17 protein-coding genes, 22 tRNA genes, 3 rRNA genes and 1 pseudogene are annotated in these 21724 nt (G+C 41.3%); 35 read left to right on the top strand and 8 right to left on the bottom strand.

Translation table 11 applies throughout. The annotated features are described in order from the left end of the window. Positions 1–102: 102 nt before the first annotated feature. Positions 103–1428, bottom strand: coding sequence for an ArsB/NhaD family transporter (locus tag MHH66_RS24540; protein WP_078185140.1), 1326 nt, complete (start codon positions 1426–1428; stop codon positions 103–105). A gap of 290 nt (positions 1429–1718) precedes the next feature. Between MHH66_RS24540 and kapD the strand changes: the two genes are divergently transcribed. Then, the gene (gene kapD, locus MHH66_RS24535; protein WP_063218136.1) at positions 1719–2342 is read left to right on the top strand and encodes a 3'-5' exonuclease KapD; all 624 of its coding nucleotides are present in this window, start codon (positions 1719–1721) and stop codon (positions 2340–2342) included. Positions 2343–2382: 40 nt separating this feature from the next. On the opposite strand, the gene MHH66_RS24530 is transcribed toward kapD, so the two are convergent. After that, positions 2383–2766 (bottom strand): kinase-associated lipoprotein B, encoded by a 384-nt coding sequence (locus MHH66_RS24530; RefSeq protein ID WP_001209324.1) that lies wholly within the window; start codon positions 2764–2766, stop codon positions 2383–2385. Between the two features lie 165 nt (positions 2767–2931). On the opposite strand from MHH66_RS24530, the gene MHH66_RS24525 reads away from it, so the two are divergent. Then, positions 2932–3108 carry a hypothetical protein gene (locus MHH66_RS24525; RefSeq protein WP_165689468.1) on the top strand — a complete coding sequence of 59 codons (177 nt, stop codon included), beginning with the start codon at positions 2932–2934 and terminating at the stop codon, positions 3106–3108. Between the two features lie 68 nt (positions 3109–3176). Continuing rightward, a complete protein-coding gene (locus MHH66_RS24520) occupies positions 3177–3716 on the top strand; it encodes a superoxide dismutase family protein (protein WP_063218137.1) in 540 nt (179 codons plus the stop codon). Between the two features lie 117 nt (positions 3717–3833). Here the strand turns inward: MHH66_RS24520 and MHH66_RS24515 are convergent, their stop codons facing one another. Beyond that, complete coding sequence (locus tag MHH66_RS24515) at positions 3834–4985, bottom strand: MalY/PatB family protein (RefSeq protein ID WP_063218138.1); 1152 nt, start codon at positions 4983–4985, stop codon at positions 3834–3836. A 117-nt stretch (positions 4986–5102) separates the two neighbouring features. On the opposite strand from MHH66_RS24515, the gene MHH66_RS24510 reads away from it, so the two are divergent. Next, positions 5103–5354: a YugE family protein gene (locus tag MHH66_RS24510; protein WP_002015854.1), complete on the top strand. Its 252-nt coding sequence runs from the start codon at positions 5103–5105 to the stop codon at positions 5352–5354. Between the two features lie 65 nt (positions 5355–5419). On the opposite strand, the gene MHH66_RS24505 is transcribed toward MHH66_RS24510, so the two are convergent. Together MHH66_RS24505 and MHH66_RS24500 are read right to left on the bottom strand one after the other, a co-directional pair. Further along, a complete protein-coding gene (locus tag MHH66_RS24505; protein WP_002089283.1) occupies positions 5420–6259 on the bottom strand; it encodes an alpha/beta fold hydrolase in 840 nt (279 codons plus the stop codon). A gap of 110 nt (positions 6260–6369) precedes the next feature. Further along, on the bottom strand, positions 6370–7350 hold the full coding sequence (locus MHH66_RS24500) for a 2-hydroxyacid dehydrogenase (RefSeq protein WP_002034537.1): 981 nt from the start codon (positions 7348–7350) through the stop codon (positions 6370–6372). Between the two features lie 262 nt (positions 7351–7612). Here MHH66_RS24500 and MHH66_RS24495 point away from each other — a divergent pair, with 262 nt between their 5' ends. The 3 genes from MHH66_RS24495 (at position 7613) to yugI (ending at position 9894) form a co-directional block, all read left to right on the top strand. Next, positions 7613–8110 (top strand): Lrp/AsnC family transcriptional regulator, encoded by a 498-nt coding sequence (locus MHH66_RS24495; protein WP_002067952.1) that lies wholly within the window; start codon positions 7613–7615, stop codon positions 8108–8110. After that, positions 8107–9297: an aminotransferase gene (locus tag MHH66_RS24490; protein WP_078185141.1), complete on the top strand. Its 1191-nt coding sequence runs from the start codon at positions 8107–8109 to the stop codon at positions 9295–9297. Before MHH66_RS24495 ends, MHH66_RS24490 begins: the two co-directional genes overlap by 4 nt. Positions 9298–9549: 252 nt before the next feature. Beyond that, positions 9550–9894 (top strand): S1 domain-containing post-transcriptional regulator GSP13, encoded by a 345-nt coding sequence (gene yugI, locus MHH66_RS24485; protein ID WP_002015848.1) that lies wholly within the window; start codon positions 9550–9552, stop codon positions 9892–9894. 112 nt (positions 9895–10006) lie between these two features. Here yugI and MHH66_RS24480 read toward each other — a convergent pair whose 3' ends face one another. Beyond that, the gene (locus MHH66_RS24480) at positions 10007–10240 is read right to left on the bottom strand and encodes a DUF378 domain-containing protein (protein WP_002034535.1); all 234 of its coding nucleotides are present in this window, start codon (positions 10238–10240) and stop codon (positions 10007–10009) included. 282 nt (positions 10241–10522) lie between these two features. Here MHH66_RS24480 and MHH66_RS24475 point away from each other — a divergent pair, with 282 nt between their 5' ends. Both MHH66_RS24475 and MHH66_RS24470 read left to right on the top strand, forming a co-directional pair. Further along, a complete protein-coding gene (locus MHH66_RS24475; RefSeq protein ID WP_002015845.1) occupies positions 10523–11875 on the top strand; it encodes a glucose-6-phosphate isomerase in 1353 nt (450 codons plus the stop codon). A gap of 108 nt (positions 11876–11983) precedes the next feature. Further along, the gene (locus MHH66_RS24470) at positions 11984–12397 is read left to right on the top strand and encodes a YugN-like family protein (protein WP_002131278.1); all 414 of its coding nucleotides are present in this window, start codon (positions 11984–11986) and stop codon (positions 12395–12397) included. On the opposite strand, the gene MHH66_RS24465 is transcribed toward MHH66_RS24470, so the two are convergent. Both MHH66_RS24465 and MHH66_RS24460 read right to left on the bottom strand, forming a co-directional pair. After that, positions 12384–13379 carry a potassium channel family protein gene (locus MHH66_RS24465; protein ID WP_012261908.1) on the bottom strand — a complete coding sequence of 332 codons (996 nt, stop codon included), beginning with the start codon at positions 13377–13379 and terminating at the stop codon, positions 12384–12386. The two genes, MHH66_RS24470 and MHH66_RS24465, sit on opposite strands and share 14 nt — an antisense overlap. A gap of 95 nt (positions 13380–13474) precedes the next feature. Continuing rightward, on the bottom strand, positions 13475–14158 hold the full coding sequence (locus MHH66_RS24460; protein WP_002143579.1) for an MgtC/SapB family protein: 684 nt from the start codon (positions 14156–14158) through the stop codon (positions 13475–13477). 552 nt (positions 14159–14710) lie between these two features. On the opposite strand from MHH66_RS24460, the gene MHH66_RS24455 reads away from it, so the two are divergent. From MHH66_RS24455 to MHH66_RS24330, 26 genes and pseudogenes are all read left to right on the top strand, one after another. Next, positions 14711–16262, top strand: a 16S ribosomal RNA gene (locus tag MHH66_RS24455). A 146-nt stretch (positions 16263–16408) separates the two neighbouring features. Further along, positions 16409–19330 (top strand): 23S ribosomal RNA (locus tag MHH66_RS24450). A gap of 101 nt (positions 19331–19431) precedes the next feature. Next, a 5S ribosomal RNA gene (gene rrf, locus MHH66_RS24445) occupies positions 19432–19547 on the top strand. Together the 16S, 23S and 5S rRNA genes with 22 tRNA genes alongside form the textbook arrangement of a ribosomal RNA operon. Positions 19548–19552: 5 nt before the next feature. Continuing rightward, positions 19553–19628: transfer RNA gene (locus MHH66_RS24440), tRNA-Val, on the top strand. Between the two features lie 4 nt (positions 19629–19632). Beyond that, positions 19633–19708, top strand: a tRNA-Thr gene (locus MHH66_RS24435). A gap of 10 nt (positions 19709–19718) precedes the next feature. Continuing rightward, positions 19719–19794, top strand: a tRNA-His gene (locus MHH66_RS24430). Between the two features lie 24 nt (positions 19795–19818). After that, positions 19819–19899 (top strand) — tRNA-Leu (locus MHH66_RS24425). Positions 19900–19928: 29 nt separating this feature from the next. Further along, positions 19929–20003 (top strand) — tRNA-Gly (locus MHH66_RS24420). Positions 20004–20019: 16 nt separating this feature from the next. Continuing rightward, positions 20020–20108: transfer RNA gene (locus tag MHH66_RS24415), tRNA-Leu, on the top strand. A 3-nt stretch (positions 20109–20111) separates the two neighbouring features. Then, positions 20112–20185, top strand: a tRNA-Arg gene (locus tag MHH66_RS24410). Positions 20186–20196: 11 nt separating this feature from the next. Beyond that, a tRNA-Pro gene (locus MHH66_RS24405) sits at positions 20197–20270 on the top strand. Positions 20271–20284: 14 nt separating this feature from the next. Continuing rightward, positions 20285–20357 (top strand) — tRNA-Ala (locus MHH66_RS24400). Positions 20358–20377: 20 nt separating this feature from the next. Further along, positions 20378–20454, top strand: a tRNA-Met gene (locus tag MHH66_RS24395). Positions 20455–20458: 4 nt separating this feature from the next. Then, positions 20459–20535 (top strand) — tRNA-Ile (locus MHH66_RS24390). 17 nt (positions 20536–20552) lie between these two features. Continuing rightward, positions 20553–20645 (top strand) — tRNA-Ser (locus MHH66_RS24385). 27 nt (positions 20646–20672) lie between these two features. Further along, positions 20673–20749, top strand: a tRNA-Met gene (locus MHH66_RS24380). A gap of 3 nt (positions 20750–20752) precedes the next feature. Continuing rightward, a tRNA-Asp gene (locus tag MHH66_RS24375) sits at positions 20753–20828 on the top strand. A gap of 14 nt (positions 20829–20842) precedes the next feature. Then, positions 20843–20918, top strand: a tRNA-Phe gene (locus MHH66_RS24370). A gap of 14 nt (positions 20919–20932) precedes the next feature. Further along, positions 20933–21008: transfer RNA gene (locus tag MHH66_RS24365), tRNA-Thr, on the top strand. Positions 21009–21018: 10 nt separating this feature from the next. Beyond that, positions 21019–21094, top strand: a tRNA-Lys gene (locus MHH66_RS24360). Positions 21095–21107: 13 nt separating this feature from the next. Beyond that, positions 21108–21178, top strand: a tRNA-Gly gene (locus MHH66_RS24355). A gap of 6 nt (positions 21179–21184) precedes the next feature. Continuing rightward, positions 21185–21261 (top strand) — tRNA-Ile (locus MHH66_RS24350). A gap of 7 nt (positions 21262–21268) precedes the next feature. Further along, positions 21269–21343 (top strand) — tRNA-Asn (locus tag MHH66_RS24345). Positions 21344–21349: 6 nt separating this feature from the next. Next, positions 21350–21440, top strand: a tRNA-Ser gene (locus MHH66_RS24340). 6 nt (positions 21441–21446) lie between these two features. After that, positions 21447–21518 (top strand) — tRNA-Glu (locus tag MHH66_RS24335). Between the two features lie 135 nt (positions 21519–21653). Continuing rightward, positions 21654–21716, top strand: a pseudogene (locus MHH66_RS24330) (RNA polymerase subunit sigma-70); the annotation flags it as partial. Positions 21717–21724 lie beyond the last annotated feature (8 nt).

Below are 21724 nucleotides of genomic sequence, written 5' to 3'. Positions count from 1 at the left end.
CGTATCAAAGTTGCCCTGCGGTCGATATATTTGGTTCTATAATAATTCGGATATGCTGAAAAAAGAACGAAAGCGCCCTGCTGAGCAGGGCGCTTTTTTCTACTACATAAGATAGCGTAAGTAAATGTAAATATGAGAAATGATTAATGAAACGATCATAATTGGGAAGCCGACTTTAAGGAATTCCATGTAGCTGAATTTATGTCCTTCACGACTTGCGATACCAGCTACGATTACGTTAGCAGAAGCCCCGATTAATGTTCCGTTTCCACCTAAGCAAGCACCTAATGCTAATGCCCACCATAGTACGTCGACTTGTGCGTCAGAAGGTGATAAACCTAGCCCAACTGCCATATCGTTAATAAGTGGAATCATTGTTGCAACGAATGGAATGTTATCGATTGTTGCAGAGGCGATACCAGATACCCATAGAATAAGGATAGATGCCTGAGAAATATCTCCGCCTGTTATTCCAATTACTTTTTGAGCTAACATTTTGATAAGCCCGATATCAATAAGTCCTCCAACGAGTACGAATAGTCCCGCGAAGAAGAAGATTGTTACCCACTCTACACTTGCGAATACCTCTTCAATTTCATGTTCTTTCACACCGATTAACATAAGTACAGTAGCGCCAGTTAAGGCGATGATAGCTGCATCAATATGGAAAATAGAATGAGTCATGAAGCCTACAATAGTAAGGCCAAGTACTGTTAAAGATTTCTTCATTAATACTGGGTCTTTAATGTATTGTTTTTCATCTAAGCTCATTAACTTTTTAATTTGTACAGGATCCGCAATTAATTGCTTACGGTACATGAAGTAAAGCATTGTTGCCGTAACAGCAATAATGATGATTACGATAGGTGCTAAGTTGAATAAGAAAGCATTGAAATCTAAATGCTTATTTGCAGAACCAATCATAATATTTGGCGGATCACCAATTAATGTTGCTGTTCCTCCGATATTTGAAAAAATAATTTCAGAAAGTAAATATGGAACAGGATTTACTTGCAAGATGCGCGTAATAGATAAAGTAACTGGAACAACAAGAAGTACTGTTGTAACGTTATCTAAAAATGCGGAGCCAAGCGCGGTAAGTAAGGAAAGTGAAATTAAAATTTTAATTGGATTTCCTTGTGCTCCTTTTGCGGCTTTAATGGCAACGTATTGGAAGACACCTGACTTACTTGTAATGTTTACGAGTATCATCATACCGATGAGTAATGTAATTGTTCCCCATTCAATATGTTTCGTAAAGGCATTGTGTAAGTCAACGACCCCTGCAATTACCATGAATGCTGCACCAAGAAGTGCGATGACAGCACGGTTAATTTTTTCAGAAATAATAATGGCATATGTAATTAAAAAGACTGCGATAGCGAAATAATACTGCCAGTTTGCGAGTTCTTGCGTTGTTTCGTGCAAAACTCTCATCTCCTTTCATTCACTTTTCTTAGTGTGTCAAAAAATTAACTAGATGAAACACACATAACGTCATTATAAAGTAGAAAAATGGCGGATGTAAATGAAAGGGTTTATTTTGTCATATTTTCTGCATAGGTCATTTTTTCTTATTTTTAAAAATATTTGTGGGCATCTGACATATATATAAGATACATCCAATCTGAATATTTAAAATCGAATCAGCATTCGAGCTTGTTCGTGTAGGAGTGTCAAATAGAAAGGAATGACAAATATGATAAGGAAGGGATCGTATGGATGAACAACGATTTTTGTTTTTAGACTTTGAGTTTACGATGCCCCAGCATAGAAAAAAGCCAAAAGGTTTTTTCCCAGAAATTATTGAGGTCGGACTCGTTTCAGTTGTTGGTTGTAAGGTGGAAGATACGTATTCATCGCATATTAGACCGAAAACATTTCCGTCTTTAACGGATCGATGTAAAAAATTTTTAGGAATTAAACAGGAAGTAGTGGACAAAGGAATTTCTTTTCATGAACTTGTTGAGAAACTTGCAGAATATGAAAAGATTGGTAAACCGACAATTGTAACGTGGGGAAATATGGATATGAAAGTCTTAAAGCATAACTGTGAAATGGCGGGAGTAGAATTTCCATTCTTTGGACAGTGTCGTGATTTATCGCTTGAGTATAAGAAGTTTTTTGGAGAGAGAAATCAAACAGGGCTGTGGAAAGCAATTGAGGCGTATGGAAAAGCAGGAACAGGAAAGCATCATTGTGCGCTTGATGATGCGATGACGACATATAATATTTTTAAGTTAGTAGAAAAAGATAAAGAGTATTTAGTCAAACCAGCACCTCCGACATTAGGGGAACTTGTTGATTTTTCGAAAGTGTTAAAGAAAGTGAGTACACAGTAACGACCAAATTGCAAAATATGTAATTTGGTCGTTTTGTTTTTTAAAGTTTGTAATCTTGCTTCAATTGCTGAAGTGTTTCTAGACTACGCCCCGCAAAAGGTGAATCATCTTCAGAAAATGAATTCATTTGAGTTTCTAATGCTAATTTTAGTGACTCTGTATAATCCGGAATTTCTCCTTCATATTTCTTCACCATTTGCTCTGGAATGTTCGTCTGTTCACGAAAAGCTAAAGCACGTCTTTCATGGAAGAATGGTACGTCAGCTTGTTTTACATTATGTAAATCACCTTGCACTGGATGTTTTAAAACAGCTAGTACTTTTACGACGTAACTGCCGGGACGGCTATTTGTAATTTCGCCGATGTATTTTCCAGTTTTATAAATACCAGTAACGATTTCACCAATTTCAAATGTTTCTCTCATATTTTTCACCTCAAGTTTATAGTAAGGAAAGTGCGCGAAGGAGTCAAAGAAATCATTCGCTTTCGGAACGCCCCCTTGAGAATATGAACTGGTTCAACTATAATTTAAAGGTATATAACAGAAAATTCTGATGTTTTTTGAATCCTATAATAAGGAGTGTTCGTTATGATGCCTTTATATTTCCCTGAAGATAAAACGGAGTATATTATTCCAGGTATTGTTTGCGTTCTATTTATCATCGGTGCGGTTGCTACGTGGCGTATGTTTATTCGTGTATCAAAACGAGAAGCAGAGCGATTACAGAAAGTAGAAGAAAAGCTTTTAGCTGAAAAGAAAGGGTAATTCATTTTTGTATGTTTCCCTCTATGCTCGGACAATCTAAGGGCAGAAAGCATTTTGGAGGGAATTGAATGAAAAGATGGCTTTTTTTCAGTTGTTGTTTATTATTTCTAATGGCGGGTTGTGACCAAGGGAAGCCGAAAGAAATTGATGTGAAATTACATAATGCTTCAGGTGATGAAGTTGGGACTGCAAAAGTAGCTCAGCAAACAAGTGGAGTGAAAATTACGATTAAAGCGGAAGGTTTTACACCAGGACCACACGGTATACATGTACACGAAATCGGAGAATGTAAAGCGCCTAGTTTCGAATCATCTGGGAATCATTTTAATCCAGATAATAAAAAACATGGACTCTTGAATCCGAAAGGTGCGGAAAATGGTGATTTACCGAATGTAGTGGCGGATGGTTCTGGAAAGATTAAAGCAGAAATCGATGCTCCGCATATAACGCTTGAAGAAGGAAAAACGACGATTCATAGAAAAGATGGAGCGTCTATTATTATTACAGAAAACGCTGATGATGGTATGACGCAACCAACTGGTAAATCTGGTGGCCGAATTGCTTGCGGTGTTATCGTGAAAAAAGCGTCGGATCTGAAGAAAAAATAGAAGCTACCGTGAATGATAGCTTTTGTTGTAAAACCGCATGATAGTAAGTGGAATTATATCGATTTACCGAAAAAAGGAGGCTATCCCAATATCATTTTGGGATAGCCTCCTTTTTTGTTATGAGAATGTATGGTGTAGTCTGTTTAAAATTTCTTCTAAAACAGATCTAGGACAGCCAATGTTAATTCGGATATGGGCTTCCCCGCCCATTCCGTATTTCTCACCGGGCTCAATGATGATTTTACCTTTCTCTTCAAGCAATGCTGTTCGTTCATCTTGAGAAAGATCCAAGTGGGAACAATCAATCCACAGTAAAAAACTACCTTCTGGTTTAATTACAGAAAGAGCTGGTATGTGATTTTGAATATACTCACAAGCAAATTGAGCGTTATCTTCAACATACAATCGAATTTCATTTAGCCAATCATTACATTCTGTATAGGCACTTTGCATTGCTGTATAAGCAAATGTATTTAATCCGTGGAATCCTTGTCTATATTGGATAGACATAAAGGCATTACGGAGATTTTCATTCGGAATAATAATGATCGATGCTTGTAATCCAGCGATATTAAATGTTTTGCTCGGAGCCATACAAGTAATAGTGCGTGCTGCTAATTCTTCAGATAAAGAAGCAAACGGTGTATGAGTATGGCCTCTATAAATAATATCGGCGTGAATTTCATCCGCGACAACGGTTACATTATATTGCGTACATAACGTACCGAGTTTTGTTAGCTCCTCTTTCGTCCAAACGCGCCCGATAGGATTGTGAGGGCTGCAAAGAAGCATTAGTTTTACACCTTGTTTAAATTGAGTTTCTAGATGCTCGAAGTCTATCTTATATATGCCATTTTGTTTAAATAAGGGACTCTCACATAATTGTCTATTATTTGTTTTGACCATTTCAAAAAATGGTGGATAAATAGGAGGTTGTACTAGTACGGCTTCTCCTTCTTTCGTTATAGCTTGTATGCTCGTACTAAGAGCTGGAACGATACCTGCGCTAAATACAATCCATTCTTTTTGTATTTCCCAATTGTATTGGCTTTTCGTCCAATTACAAATGATATCCCCAATATTTTCAGGAGGAAGTGTATAGCCGAAAATAGGATGTTCTGTGCGTTTTTGTAATGCAGTTTGAATTGGTTTTGGTACTTCAAAATCCATATCGGCAATCCAAGCGTGGATGAGCTCTTCATTTTTATATGTATCCCATTTTGTACTATGCGTTCCGCGACGATTTACCGTTTTATGAAATAGTTGCATATGTTTGCTCCTTTCTTCTGTCAAACTGTTAAGTTATGAAAATTCTCACTCTTCTTATAGAATAGCTGATGTGATACGATAAAGAAAAGCATTAAAAAGTGAAAAGGCGGGAAGCAGATGGGTGCATATGACAAAATGATTGAGGTTGTGAAAAATTGGGATCCGTTTCAAATGGGACCGGAGTTTTATGAAACAGAAGCGAGCGATGTTGTAAACGTCGTAAGTGTGTTTGATGATCCGAAATACATCGCAAAGAAGATTCAACATATATACTTTATGTCTTTTGAAGAAGTACCTGCACTTGAAAAATGCGAAAAATTAGCAGTAGAGTTACTCGTACTAAAAGAAGGCGGAAGTTGTTCGTTATAGGCTGTCGGAATTTACGACAGCCTTTTTGTTTATTTTCATTTGTGCTGATTGATTAAAGCTTCACTTTATTGCGTCGCAAACGTAATAATTTCTTCATAAACATGATCGGGCTTTTCTTCAGGTAGTAAGTGCCCTGTATTTTCGTAAGAAATGAAAGTTGAATTTGGCAGGTCTTTATGGAGACGGTGTCCTACATGTACAGGGACGACGCGATCTTTTTCACCCCAAATGAGTAATACTGGGGTTTCGATTTTTTGTAATTCAGTTGAAGATAAGTCACCTTCACGGTCTCTTATCATTCGAGTTAAAGCAGGGAATATACGATCATCATAAAAAGGAGCAGCATAGCCTTCCATCATTTCATTGTCAATTAATGAATGGTCATGAACGACATTCATTAAGTTATGGACGATGCCCCTTCGAATAATCCAGTTCTTCACGTATAAGTGGAAGAACGGTAAATAAGAGGAGTACAGTAAAGGTAAGTTTGCGCGTGCTAAATAACTAGAGCTACATAGTAAAATCGTCTTTGAAATTAATTCAGGGCGTAGTCGGTTTACAAAGAGTGAAATTTGTCCGCCCATAGAATGGCCAACTAATACAATATTCGCGAGAGATAAATGTTCGATTAAATCGATAATAATAGCTGCTAAATTGTGATAAGAATATTTAAAGAGATGAGATTTATCACTTTTTCCGAATGGTGGTAAATCAAGGGCAATTACTGTACCTTCCTTTGTTAGTAAAGGAATGAGTCGTCGATAGCTAAATGAGGAAGAGAGGAAGCCGTGAACGAGTACGAAAGTAGGTCGTTCTTTTTTAGTATTATGTTCATACAATTCGTAATGAATAGTAGTCCCGCGAGTGGAAAAAGTGAAGTAAGGGCATTTGCATTCATGGTTCATTTTTTGTCACTCCATTGATTTTTGTTCATATCATCTCCCGGCAAGAAACAAAATATGTTAACAAAAAAAGGCAAGATGACATCGTCATCTTGCCTTTCGCTTATTTATAATTACCCACGCACAATATTAGGTGGTGTTTTTCCTTGTAATCCTGCTACTAAATTTTCAGCAGCTGTCATTGCCATTTGCTGCCGAGTTTTTAATGTTGCAGATCCGATGTGCGGTAAAGTTACAACGTTTTGTAATGATAAGAGCGGATTCTCTTTTTGAATCGGCTCTTGTGTAAATGTGTCGATGCCGGCTGCAAATATTTTCTTTTCTGTTAACGCATGAATTAATGCAGTTTCATCTACTGTTTTCCCGCGAGAAGCATTAATGAAAATTGCTGTTTCTTTCATTAGTGAAAATTCCTTTTCACCGATAAGATGATACGTTTCATCTGTTAATGGAGTAAGAAGAATAATAAAATCAGATTGTTTGATTAAAGTTTGTAAATCACAATATGTAGCATCAAATTTTTGCTCAGCTTCTTCTTTACGGCGACGGTTATAGTAAAGGACATTCATATCAAAGCCGAATTTCGCTCGTTTTGCGACAGCTTCTCCAATTCGTCCCATTCCGATAATACCAATCGTACTATGATGTACATCTAGTCCGAAGTGTTCTTTTCCAATTTCAGCGTTCCATTCACCATTTTTCACATAGGAATTGAGTTCGCAAACACGGCGACCAGCAGATAACATAAGAGCGAAAACGAGATCGGCTACTGTATCATCTAACACATATGGAGTATTCGTTCCGATAACATTTTGTTTCTCCATCGCTTTTAAATCAAAGTTATCATGGCCAACAGAAATGTTACTTACTACTTTTAAATTAGGAGCAACCTGCAATAATTCTTCATTTATAGTAGATCCGAAATTTAATAACCCATCTTTATCTTTTATTTTTTCTAATAGAACATCACGAGGTACTTTCTCGTTTTGATCCCATTTTTCAAAATCACAGTGTTCTGATAAATAGTTTTCTACAAATGTTGGAACTGGTTCGGCAATATATACTTTTGGTTTCACGGTTCCATCCCCTTTCACTTTATCCTGCGTTTTTTCACTTTACCCCGATTTAACGGACAGTAAGCCTCCCGCCTCAAAAAGCAGCTTAAGCAAAGAGGTTAGGTGGGAAAGCAACGGTCCGTAAAAGCTCGATTGGTTCAAATAATAATCAGCGGGGTGAGTCTTTCCACTGATTAAAGTTTCACTTTATTTTGACATAATTCACTAAAAAAATCTTCTTTTCAAATTGGAAAGAGTATTTGTATAATTTAGACAGAAACTAAAAGGAAGGATGATTTATATGGTGACAGAGAAAGAATTGGAATTATTAGCTTGTCTTGAAAAGAATAGTCGTTTATCTGTAGATACATTAGCGAAGTTGTTAAATATAGAAGTAGAAGAAGTGAAAAAAATGGTTACGAAATTAGAAAGTGAAAAGATTATCGTGGACTATGTAACACATATCGATTGGACAAAAGTGAAAGAACATACTGGTTTAACGGCGATGATTGATGTGAAAGTTACACCGAAGCGTGGTGTCGGTTTTGATGCAGTAGCTGAACAAATTTATCGCTATTCAGAAGTGAAATCCGTTTATTTAATGTCTGGGACATATGACCTTTCTATTACATTAGAAGGAAAGACGATGGGAGAAGTAGCGATGTTTGTTTCTGAGAAATTAGCAACAATTGAATCTGTCGTTTCAACGACAACTCATTTTATTTTGAAGAAGTATAAACATGAGGGGATTATTTATGAAAAGACAGATGATGATAAGAGAATTGTGGTGACACCGTGAAGCAATTTGACCTATCTAGAGTAGCAGAATCTTTACAACCGTCCGGTATACGAAAGTTTTTTGATTTAGCGGCAAGTATGAAAGGTGTTATTTCACTTGGAGTGGGAGAGCCGGACTTTGTTACACCTTGGAATGTAAGGCAAGCATGTATTCGTTCTTTAGAACAAGGATATACGTCATATACAGCAAATGCAGGATTATTGGAGCTCCGTCAAGAAATAGCAAAGTATCTAAAAAAACAATTTGCAGTATCTTATGATCCGAATGATGAAATCATTGTTACAGTTGGAGCGAGTCAAGCGCTAGATGTAGCGATGCGTACTATTGTAAACCCTGATGATGAAATACTTATTATTGAACCAAGTTTCGTTTCGTATGCACCGCTTGTTACGTTAGCGGGCGGGGTCCCAGTTCCAGTGGCGACTTCATTAGAAGATGAATTTAAAGTACAGCCAGATCAAATTGAAGCAGCTATTACAACGAAAACAAAGGCAATATTACTTTGTTCTCCCAATAACCCAACAGGCGCAATGTTAAATAAATCCGAATTAAAAAAGCTAGCTGTTATTGTTGAGAAGTATAATTTAATCGTGTTATCGGATGAAATTTATGCAGAACTCGTATACGACGAAGCATATACGAGTTTCGCGAGTATTAAAAATATGCGTGACCATACGATTTTAATTTCAGGATTTTCAAAAGGGTTTGCCATGACGGGATGGCGTCTTGGGATGATTGCAGCCCCTGTTCAATTTTCAGAATTAATGCTCAAAATCCACCAGTATTCAATGATGTGTGCACCGACGATGTCTCAATTTGCAGCACTTGAAGCATTACGCGGGGGAAATGATGAAGTAATTCGAATGAGAGATAGCTATAAAAAACGTCGTAACTTTATGACGACATCTTTCAATGAAATGGGCTTAACATGTCATGTGCCAGGCGGGGCATTTTATGTCTTCCCTTCTATAGCTTCAACCGGACTATCTTCAGCAGAATTTGCAGAACAATTATTATTAGAAGAAAAAGTGGCTGTTGTTCCTGGAAATGTGTTTGGCGGGAGTGGTGAAGGATTTATTCGTTGTTCGTATGCAACATCGCTTGAGCAACTTATGGAAGCAATGAAGAGAATGGAACGGTTCATAGAGAATAAAAAAAGGACAAAACACAATACGTTTTGTCCATAAAAGGGGGGGAATACTAGAAAGCCATGTGTTAGTATTCTATCCTAATATTGGAGAATTATACGTATTACAGGAAATTTTTTCGTGAATTTTGAATGAGTTCTATCAAAGTGGTATAATTTACTAATATAAGGTGGGAGTATCCTCGGTGTTTTACTTAGGATACTTACCACTAATCGGATATTTAACAATAAATACATCTGCTTTGCTATTTACAATTGTAGAGAAAATGGTAAACGTATGGGAGTGTTTCACATGTCAGAACAATATACAACGGGAGTGGTTGTAACAGGGAAAGTAACTGGAATTCAAGATTACGGTGCATTTGTAGCTTTGGATGCAGAAACACAAGGACTTGTGCATATATCTGAAATCACAAATGGGTATGTAAAAGACATTCATGACTTTTTAAAGGTCGGAGATACAGTAGAAGTAAAAGTACTTTCAATTGATGAAGAACACAGAAAAATGAGTTTATCGTTAAAAGCGGCGAAAAGAAAGCAAGGACGAATTCTTATACCGAATCCATCAGAGAACGGATTTAATACACTGCGAGAAAAGCTAGCAGAATGGATTGAAGAGTCGGAGGTAATAAAGTAAAAGAGGAACGCATATGAGCGTTCCTCTTTTACTGTGACTTATGATATATATATTTGCAAATATGATTGCATGCAATCATATTCGTATGTCGGAGGCGAAAAAGACATACTGACTATTGAATTTCATGTGTTTCTGGGTGAGTACCAAGATTCTCGGATGGTTTAAATAGTAAGCCGAGATTGATAAGCCCAGAAATACCAACGATGCCGTAAATAATACGTGCAAGAGCTGAGTTCTGTCCCCCGAAAATAGCTGCTACTAAGTCAAACTGGAAGAACCCGATCAGTCCCCAGTTAACAGCGCCGATTACAGTGAAGACTAATGCGATACGTTGCAAGGTACTCATGAAAAGCCCCCCCTTAATGTGAAGCATGAGCAAGCAAGGAGTTAATAAGAAAATTTAACTCCTTTATAGAATGGTATAGTTTTGTTGTTTTTATACATGAAAAATGTACGAAAAACGATGTATATACATCTATACCGAAAAATTCGAATTTTTATGCAAAAAATGAACTTTTTCTAAAAAATAAATAATGGTTACGTTTACAATTGTTGAATCGCTTGATTTACAACTTTAGTTTCGCTAAAGTGAATACAGAAATACATATACATAATTGGAGGGAAAAAGATGAGTACACATGTAACGTTCGACTATTCTAAAGCGTTATCCTTCATCGGTGAAAATGAACTAACTTATTTACGTGATGCAGTAAAAGTAACACATCATGCAATCCACGAAAAAACTGGAGCTGGGAACGATTTCCTTGGGTGGGTAGAGCTTCCGCTTCAATATGACAAAGAAGAATTCGCTCGCATTCAAAAATGCGCAGAAAAAATTAAAAATGACTCTGACATTTTACTTGTTGTAGGTATTGGTGGTTCTTACCTAGGAGCACGCGCAGCAATTGAAATGTTAAACCATTCTTTCTATAACACGCTTTCTAAAGAACAACGTAAAACTCCACAAGTGCTATTTGTTGGACAAAACATTAGCTCCACTTACATGAAAGATTTAATGGACGTACTAGAAGGTAAAGACTTTTCTATTAACGTTATTTCCAAATCAGGTACAACAACAGAGCCTGCAATCGCATTCCGTATTTTCCGTAAATTATTAGAAGAAAAGTATGGAAAAGAAGAAGCACGCAAACGTATTTATGCGACTACAGATAAAGCACGCGGTGCTTTAAAAACATTATCTGATAATGAAGGCTACGAAACGTTCGTTATTCCAGATGATGTTGGCGGTCGTTTCTCTGTATTAACACCAGTAGGTTTATTGCCAATCGCTGTAAGTGGCCTAAACATTGAAGAGATGATGAAAGGTGCAGCTGCTGGTCATAATGATTTCGCGAAATCAGAACTTGAAGAAAACCCAGCTTACCAATACGCAGTAGTTCGTAATGCTCTATATAATAAAGGGAAAACAATTGAAATGCTTGTTAACTATGAGCCAGCACTTCACTACTTCTCTGAGTGGTGGAAACAGTTATTTGGTGAAAGTGAAGGAAAAGATCAAAAAGGTATTTTCCCATCTTCAGCAAACTTCTCAACTGACTTACACTCATTAGGTCAATACATTCAAGAAGGTCGTCGTGACCTATTCGAAACAGTTCTTAAAGTAGGTAAATCTACACACGAACTAAAAATCGAATTAGACGACAACGATTTAGATGGATTAAACTACCTTGCTGGTGAAACGATAGACTTCGTAAACACAAAAGCATACGAAGGTACATTACTTGCACATAGCGATGGCGGAGTACCAAACTTAATCGTAAACATCCCTGAATTAAATGAGTACACATTCGGTTACCTTGTATACTTCTTCGAAAAAGCATGTGCGATGAGCGGCTACCTATTAGGCGTAAATCCATTTGACCAACCAGGAGTAGAAGCATACAAGAAAAACATGTTTGCTTTACTTGGTAAACCAGGATTTGAAGAATTAAAAGCAGAATTAGAAGAGCGTTTAAAATAATGAAAAGCGATCGGGTCTCCGGTCGCTTTTTATTATTTTATTGAAAGGTACATCGGTATATTCAAACTAGAATGGGTATGTTAAAGGAAAAGTCTAGGAGGGATGGGCTTGATTCCGATTCAATCAAAATTAGAAGGATGTACATATGCGTTATATAAGTTAGAAGAGGTTATGAAACCACTTGGATATAGTATTGGCGGCAATTGGGATTATGATAAAGGATGCTTTGATTATAAAATCGACGAAGAAGAAGGGTATCAATTTTTACGCGTACCATTTACAGCGGTGGATGGGGAACTAGATGTGCCTGGTGTAATAGTCCGTCTTGAAACACCGTATATTCTTTCGCACGTATATCAAGACGAACTAGATGATAATGTTAATGCTTTAACAGCTGGAACGAGTGGATTGGATCAATTTGCGGAGCCGCAAGATCCAGATGGAGATGTGAAAAGAAAGTATGTCAATATTGGTAAAGTATTGGTACAAGAACTAGAAAATCATTTTTTTAATGGTGAATAACGATGAGTATGTCGCTTTCGATGAGAATGAAAGAATGAACTGGATTGATCATATATTGTTCGTCGCGCTTTACACCTAGTAAGAGAATGTTTTGCTTTAAAAGAGTATAGCTACAATTTGCAAAGGATTGTCCGGTGCAGGACGGGGGAATCTCCATCAGTTGTAATTTGTTATCAGAGATTTCATCGTAAAGTGAGAATAGTACACCTGAAATGGAAGGGAATAAAAGAGAAGCGGTAAATACATAGCTCGTTAATTTATTTCCTTCTATAATTTCTGATACGCCAGCTCTCGTTGCATTTTGGATTTGTTCAGAAGTAAGAAGTTCAGCGATGCAGTGAATGTTTGGATTAAGTCCTTTTGCAGTTAAAATATTTAAAATGGACTGTGTATCTGCTAAGCTTTCGTTCTTCTCTTTATCCGCTGTTATTAATATAGTGTGAGCTGTTGTAATGTTAGCTTTTAATAAAGTTTGATCGTGATGCGGACAACCTTTTATAAATTCTAAATGATGAAATGGCTTTGGAAGTAAAGAAAGTGTTTCATCAATTAAAACGATATCAAGGTTCGGTTGTAATATGTGCATTTGTTTTACAACATGTTTTGCACGCTCATTCCAGCCAACGATAATCATATGACCATTAGAGGTAGCAGCTGCTTCACCCTTAATTCTCATATATTGTTTATTAATCATGTCGGTAGCGAATAGAACCATATAATAAGAACAAAGTCCCGTTCCTAATAAAATAATACATATACCAATAAGTTTTCCTATCGTTGTATGGGGGGCGAAATCGCCGTATCCAACGGTGAAAATGGTAACGATTGACCACCAAACCCCGTCGAACCATGTGGTGAAGTGAGATGGCTCTAATATATGTATAAGAAAGCCGGAGAAGGCAGTAAGTACAATAATAAAACAAATTAAACGAAAAATAATGGAATCACGAAATGTATCTACTAAATTCGGACGGGATTTCAAGTTCCTATTCCTCCTTACTTTTCAGGACTACATTCATTGTTACCATTATAGAAAAAAGAAAAACTCTCTAATTAAAAAGAGAGTTCATTCCATAATTAATACATACTTTCAACTTCAGTTTGTTGAACACTTTCAAGATGCTGAAGAGCATAATAAACATCAGCAGTATGTCTTTTTTGATCGATAGACAATTTTAAATGTAAATAGTGCGAACCATTTTCCAATGTTTTGAGCTTCATGTTCTTAACTTTTATATCCATTTCTTTTATTTCTTCAATTACGGTCGGGATATTGTCCATATTTCGTACAACGAGTCTCACTGCGATATCACGTTGGCGAAATGATCTAGGACCGACGTATTTCATCGCTAATGGTATAAGTTCTACACTAATCATAAGGAAACACATTCCGAAAATAGCCTCGATATAGAAACCAGCTCCAACGGCAATGCCGATGCCAGAAGCACCCCAAATCATAGCGGCGGTCGTTAACCCCGCAATACTATCGTTTCCTCTGCGTAAAATTACACCGGCACCTAAAAAACCAATTCCTGATACAATTTGAGCGGCAAGTCGAAGTGGATCCATATTCATATGATCGGTATGTGGTAAGTTGTAAGCTGCTTTAATAGAAACAATAGTTAGGAGGCAACTAATAATAGAAATAACTAAACACGTTTTTAAGCCGAGTGGTTTACGTTTTAATTCGCGCTCTAAACCGATAGCGAATCCTAAAATAGCCGAGAGACCTAGTTTTATTAATAAGTCGGTGTAGTCCATGTATATTCCTCCTTGTATGATATGGTATATGAATAAAACGTTTATCCCACTATTTGCGGGCAGTCAGCCCCGCCTCAAAATTCGCCGAATGCGAGAAAGTTAGGTGGGAGACGACTGCCCGTAAATGCCCGATTGGTGAAGGCTAATAATCAGTGGGGGATGAATACCCCCCACTGATTAAAGTTTCACTTTATATAGAAAGAAACGTTTTTTGACAGAGTGACTTTCTATAGAATATATGTAGGAATTACTTAGAAATGAAAGAGATGTTTCGTTTAAGTATATGATATTAAAAAAGAATTGTAGTTGGTTTCAAAAAAGTTTTCAAAAGGTGTTGCATTTCATTTTTTCACATGATATATTAATAAACGTCGCTGATGCAGAAACGCAGAAAACGACAAAAAAGAAATTGAAAAACATAGTTGACATCGAAAAATGAAGATGTTAATATGATGAAGTCGCTTCTGAAGCGGCAGATAAGTTCTTTGAAAACTGAACGAAACAAACAACGTGAACGTCAATTTTTATTTTTAGATGCTAGACAAACTAACTTTATTGGAGAGTTTGATCCTGGCTCAGGATGAACGCTGGCGGCGTGCCTAATACATGCAAGTCGAGCGAATGGATTAAGAGCTTGCTCTTATGAAGTTAGCGGCGGACGGGTGAGTAACACGTGGGTAACCTACCCATAAGACTGGGATAACTCCGGGAAACCGGGGCTAATACCGGATAATATTTTGAACTGCATAGTTCGAAATTGAAAGGCGGCTTCGGCTGTCACTTATGGATGGACCCGCGTCGCATTAGCTAGTTGGTGAGGTAACGGCTCACCAAGGCGACGATGCGTAGCCGACCTGAGAGGGTGATCGGCCACACTGGGACTGAGACACGGCCCAGACTCCTACGGGAGGCAGCAGTAGGGAATCTTCCGCAATGGACGAAAGTCTGACGGAGCAACGCCGCGTGAGTGATGAAGGCTTTCGGGTCGTAAAACTCTGTTGTTAGGGAAGAACAAGTGCTAGTTGAATAAGCTGGCACCTTGACGGTACCTAACCAGAAAGCCACGGCTAACTACGTGCCAGCAGCCGCGGTAATACGTAGGTGGCAAGCGTTATCCGGAATTATTGGGCGTAAAGCGCGCGCAGGTGGTTTCTTAAGTCTGATGTGAAAGCCCACGGCTCAACCGTGGAGGGTCATTGGAAACTGGGAGACTTGAGTGCAGAAGAGGAAAGTGGAATTCCATGTGTAGCGGTGAAATGCGTAGAGATATGGAGGAACACCAGTGGCGAAGGCGACTTTCTGGTCTGTAACTGACACTGAGGCGCGAAAGCGTGGGGAGCAAACAGGATTAGATACCCTGGTAGTCCACGCCGTAAACGATGAGTGCTAAGTGTTAGAGGGTTTCCGCCCTTTAGTGCTGAAGTTAACGCATTAAGCACTCCGCCTGGGGAGTACGGCCGCAAGGCTGAAACTCAAAGGAATTGACGGGGGCCCGCACAAGCGGTGGAGCATGTGGTTTAATTCGAAGCAACGCGAAGAACCTTACCAGGTCTTGACATCCTCTGAAAACTCTAGAGATAGAGCTTCTCCTTCGGGAGCAGAGTGACAGGTGGTGCATGGTTGTCGTCAGCTCGTGTCGTGAGATGTTGGGTTAAGTCCCGCAACGAGCGCAACCCTTGATCTTAGTTGCCATCATTAAGTTGGGCACTCTAAGGTGACTGCCGGTGACAAACCGGAGGAAGGTGGGGATGACGTCAAATCATCATGCCCCTTATGACCTGGGCTACACACGTGCTACAATGGACGGTACAAAGAGCTGCAAGACCGCGAGGTGGAGCTAATCTCATAAAACCGTTCTCAGTTCGGATTGTAGGCTGCAACTCGCCTACATGAAGCTGGAATCGCTAGTAATCGCGGATCAGCATGCCGCGGTGAATACGTTCCCGGGCCTTGTACACACCGCCCGTCACACCACGAGAGTTTGTAACACCCGAAGTCGGTGGGGTAACCTTTATGGAGCCAGCCGCCTAAGGTGGGACAGATGATTGGGGTGAAGTCGTAACAAGGTAGCCGTATCGGAAGGTGCGGCTGGATCACCTCCTTTCTATGGAGAATTGATGAACGCAGTTCATCAATAAACGTTGACTTGTTTTGTTTCGTTCAGTTTTGAGAGAACTATCTCTCAAGTTTAAATGTATGTTCTTTGAAAACTAGATAACAGTGTAGCTCATATTTTTTTAATTTTAGTTTGGTTAAGTTAGAAAGGGCGCACGGTGGATGCCTTGACACTAGGAGTCGATGAAGGACGGGACTAACGCCGATATGCTTCGGGGAGCTGTAAGTAAGCTTTGATCCGAAGATTTCCGAATGGGGAAACCCACTATACGTAATGGTATGGTATCCTTACCTGAATACATAGGGTATGGAAGACAGACCCAGGGAACTGAAACATCTAAGTACCTGGAGGAAGAGAAAGCAAATGCGATTTCCTGAGTAGCGGCGAGCGAAACGGAATCTAGCCCAAACCAAGAGGCTTGCCTCTTGGGGTTGTAGGACATTCTATACGGAGTTACAAAGGAACGAGGTAGACGAAGCGACCTGGAAAGGTCCGTCACAGAGGGTAATAACCCCGTAGTCGAAACTTCGTTCTCTCTTGAATGTATCCTGAGTACGGCGGAACACGTGAAATTCCGTCGGAATCTGGGAGGACCATCTCCCAAGGCTAAATACTCCCTAGTGATCGATAGTGAACCAGTACCGTGAGGGAAAGGTGAAAAGCACCCCGGAAGGGGAGTGAAAGAGATCCTGAAACCGTGTGCCTACAAATAGTCAGAGCCCGTTAATGGGTGATGGCGTGCCTTTTGTAGAATGAACCGGCGAGTTACGATCCCGTGCGAGGTTAAGCTGAAGAGGCGGAGCCGCAGCGAAAGCGAGTCTGAATAGGGCGTTTAGTACGTGGTCGTAGACCCGAAACCAGGTGATCTACCCATGTCCAGGGTGAAGTTCAGGTAACACTGAATGGAGGCCCGAACCCACGCACGTTGAAAAGTGCGGGGATGAGGTGTGGGTAGCGGAGAAATTCCAATCGAACCTGGAGATAGCTGGTTCTCCCCGAAATAGCTTTAGGGCTAGCCTTAAGTGTAAGAGTCTTGGAGGTAGAGCACTGATTGAACTAGGGGTCCTCATCGGATTACCGAATTCAGTCAAACTCCGAATGCCAATGACTTATCCTTAGGAGTCAGACTGCGAGTGATAAGATCCGTAGTCAAGAGGGAAACAGCCCAGATCGCCAGCTAAGGTCCCAAAGTGTGTATTAAGTGGAAAAGGATGTGGAGTTGCTTAGACAACTAGGATGTTGGCTCAGAAGCAGCCACCATTTAAAGAGTGCGTAATAGCTCACTAGTCGAGTGACTCTGCGCCGAAAATGTACCGGGGCTAAATACACCACCGAAGCTGCGAATTGATACCAATGGTATCAGTGGTAGGGGAGCGTTCTAAGTGCAGTGAAGTCAGACCGGAAGGACTGGTGGAGCGCTTAGAAGTGAGAATGCCGGTATGAGTAGCGAAAGACGGGTGAGAATCCCGTCCACCGAATGCCTAAGGTTTCCTGAGGAAGGCTCGTCCGCTCAGGGTTAGTCAGGACCTAAGCCGAGGCCGACAGGCGTAGGCGATGGACAACAGGTTGATATTCCTGTACCACCTCTTTATCGTTTGAGCAATGGAGGGACGCAGAAGGATAGAAGAAGCGTGCGATTGGTTGTGCACGTCCAAGCAGTTAGGCTGATAAGTAGGCAAATCCGCTTATCGTGAAGGCTGAGCTGTGATGGGGAAGCTCCTTATGGAGCGAAGTCTTTGATTCCCCGCTGCCAAGAAAAGCTTCTAGCGAGATAAAAGGTGCCTGTACCGCAAACCGACACAGGTAGGCGAGGAGAGAATCCTAAGGTGTGCGAGAGAACTCTGGTTAAGGAACTCGGCAAAATGACCCCGTAACTTCGGGAGAAGGGGTGCTTTCTTAACGGAAAGCCGCAGTGAATAGGCCCAAGCGACTGTTTAGCAAAAACACAGGTCTCTGCGAAGCCGTAAGGCGAAGTATAGGGGCTGACACCTGCCCGGTGCTGGAAGGTTAAGGAGAGGGGTTAGCGTAAGCGAAGCTCTGAACTGAAGCCCCAGTAAACGGCGGCCGTAACTATAACGGTCCTAAGGTAGCGAAATTCCTTGTCGGGTAAGTTCCGACCCGCACGAAAGGTGTAACGATTTGGGCACTGTCTCAACCAGAGACTCGGTGAAATTATAGTACCTGTGAAGATGCAGGTTACCCGCGACAGGACGGAAAGACCCCGTGGAGCTTTACTGTAGCCTGATATTGAATTTTGGTACAGTTTGTACAGGATAGGCGGGAGCCATTGAAACCGGAGCGCTAGCTTCGGTGGAGGCGCTGGTGGGATACCGCCCTGACTGTATTGAAATTCTAACCTACGGGTCTTATCGACCCGGGAGACAGTGTCAGGTGGGCAGTTTGACTGGGGCGGTCGCCTCCTAAAGTGTAACGGAGGCGCCCAAAGGTTCCCTCAGAATGGTTGGAAATCATTCGTAGAGTGCAAAGGCATAAGGGAGCTTGACTGCGAGACCTACAAGTCGAGCAGGGACGAAAGTCGGGCTTAGTGATCCGGTGGTTCCGCATGGAAGGGCCATCGCTCAACGGATAAAAGCTACCCCGGGGATAACAGGCTTATCTCCCCCAAGAGTCCACATCGACGGGGAGGTTTGGCACCTCGATGTCGGCTCATCGCATCCTGGGGCTGTAGTCGGTCCCAAGGGTTGGGCTGTTCGCCCATTAAAGCGGTACGCGAGCTGGGTTCAGAACGTCGTGAGACAGTTCGGTCCCTATCCGTCGTGGGCGCAGGAAATTTGAGAGGAGCTGTCCTTAGTACGAGAGGACCGGGATGGACGCACCGCTGGTGTACCAGTTGTTCTGCCAAGGGCATAGCTGGGTAGCTATGTGCGGAAGGGATAAGTGCTGAAAGCATCTAAGCATGAAGCCCCCCTCAAGATGAGATTTCCCATAGCGTAAGCTAGTAAGATCCCTGAAAGATGATCAGGTTGATAGGTTCGAGGTGGAAGCATGGTGACATGTGGAGCTGACGAATACTAATAGATCGAGGACTTAACCATATAATATGAAGCAATGTTATCTAGTTTTGAAAGAATATAAAAAACTTGTTGACTTTAAATGTCGAATAAGTTATGATAATTCTTGCCTTAAATGAATACAGTCTGGTAATGATGGCAGAGAGGTCACACCCGTTCCCATACCGAACACGGAAGTTAAGCTCTCTAGCGCCGATGGTAGTTGGGACCTTGTCCCTGTGAGAGTAGGACGTTGCCAGGCAATTCGGAGGATTAGCTCAGCTGGGAGAGCACCTGCCTTACAAGCAGGGGGTCGGCGGTTCGATCCCGTCATCCTCCACCATTTAGCCGACTTAGCTCAATTGGTAGAGCAACTGACTTGTAATCAGTAGGTTGGGGGTTCAAGTCCTCTAGTCGGCACCAGAAAATCATGGCGGTTGTGGCGAAGTGGTTAACGCACCGGATTGTGGCTCCGGCACTCGTGGGTTCAATTCCCATCAGTCGCCCCATTTTTTCTTTTTAAATTATAATATGCGGGTGTGGCGGAATTGGCAGACGCACTAGACTTAGGATCTAGCGCCTTTGGCGTGGGGGTTCGACTCCCTTCACCCGCACTTTTAATAAAATAACTCAAACATGTCTTGCGGAAGTAGTTCAGTGGTAGAATACAACCTTGCCAAGGTTGGGGTCGCGGGTTCGAATCCCGTCTTCCGCTCCAATTTTCAGTATGACATGCCGGGGTGGCGGAACAGGCAGACGCACAGGACTTAAAATCCTGCGGTGGGTGACCACCGTGCGGGTTCGACCCCCGCCCTCGGCACCATATGCGCCCGTAGCTCAATTGGATAGAGCGTTTGACTACGGATCAAGAGGTTAGGGGTTCGACTCCTCTCGGGCGCGTTTTTTATTAACGGGAAGTGGCTCAGCTTGGTAGAGCACCTGGTTTGGGACCAGGGGGTCGCAGGTTCAAATCCTGTCTTCCCGATATTTTCAAAATATGGGGCCTTAGCTCAGCTGGGAGAGCGCCTGCCTTGCACGCAGGAGGTCAGCGGTTCGATCCCGCTAGGCTCCACTTATTTGAATATAACTTATGGCGGTGTAGCTCAGCTGGCTAGAGCGTACGGTTCATACCCGTGAGGTCGGGGGTTCGATCCCCTCCGCCGCTACCATAAAGGACCTTTAGCTCAGCTGGTTAGAGCAGACGGCTCATAACCGTCCGGTCGTAGGTTCGAGTCCTACAAGGTCCACCACTCAAAGTTCATATCTCGGAGGTATACCCAAGTTCGGCTGAAGGGATCGGTCTTGAAAACCGACAGGCGGCGAGAGTCGCGCGGGGGTTCGAATCCCTCTACCTCCTCCATTTTTTCTAAATTAAATATTATATCATCGCGGGGTGGAGCAGTACGGTAGCTCGTCGGGCTCATAACCCGAAGGTCGCAGGTTCAAATCCTGTCCCCGCAACCAAATGGTCCCGTGGTGTAGTGGTTAACATGCCTGCCTGTCACGCAGGAGATCGCCGGTTCGACCCCGGTCGGGACCGCCATTTTTTTACATAAAGGCTCGGTAGCTCAGTCGGTAGAGCAGAGGACTGAAAATCCTCGTGTCGGCGGTTCGATTCCGTCCCGAGCCACCATTTTGAAATCGCAAGCCGGCTTAGCTCAATTGGTAGAGCAACTGACTTGTAATCAGTAGGTTGGGGGTTCAAGTCCTCTAGCCGGCACCACTTTCAAAATGAGCCATTAGCTCAGTTGGTAGAGCATCTGACTTTTAATCAGAGGGTCGAAGGTTCGAATCCTTCATGGCTCACCATTTTTAATTTAATGCGGGTGTAGTTTAGTGGTAAAACAAGAGCCTTCCAAGCTCTGGTCGAGAGTTCGATTCTCTTCACCCGCTTTTTATGGGCCTATAGCTCAGCTGGTTAGAGCGCACGCCTGATAAGCGTGAGGTCGATGGTTCGAGTCCATTTAGGCCCACCATAATTATTCCGCAGTAGCTCAGTGGTAGAGCTATCGGCTGTTAACCGATCGGTCGTAGGTTCGAGTCCTACCTGCGGAGCCATATTATAGAGAAGTACCCAAGTGGCTCAAGGGGCTCCCCTGCTAAGGGAGTAGATCGCGAACGCGGTGCGAGGGTTCGAATCCCTTCTTCTCTGCCAGATTTTGGCCCGTTGGTCAAGTGGTTAAGACACCGCCCTTTCACGGCGGTAACACGGGTTCGAATCCCGTACGGGTCATACTAAAAGAGATAGCATAATCTGCTATCTCTTTTTTGTTGTATAAAAGTGGACTTTTGATAGTCTGTTTTTTTTTATAGATTTTTGTATACTTTTTTCTATTTGAAACGTCTAACTAATAGAAAGGAGAGAGCGATGGAGTATGAAAAGGTCATTATAGAAACATCAAAAAGTATTTATAGATATTTGCTTAAAATAGAGCTAAC

The sequence above is a fragment of the Bacillus sp. FSL H8-0492 genome (genome assembly GCF_038006145.1).
Taxonomy (GTDB): domain Bacteria; phylum Bacillota; class Bacilli; order Bacillales; family Bacillaceae_G; genus Bacillus_A; species Bacillus_A mycoides.
The sequence above is the reverse complement of the archived record's forward strand: the minus strand, read 5'-3'. Positions and strand labels throughout refer to the sequence as shown.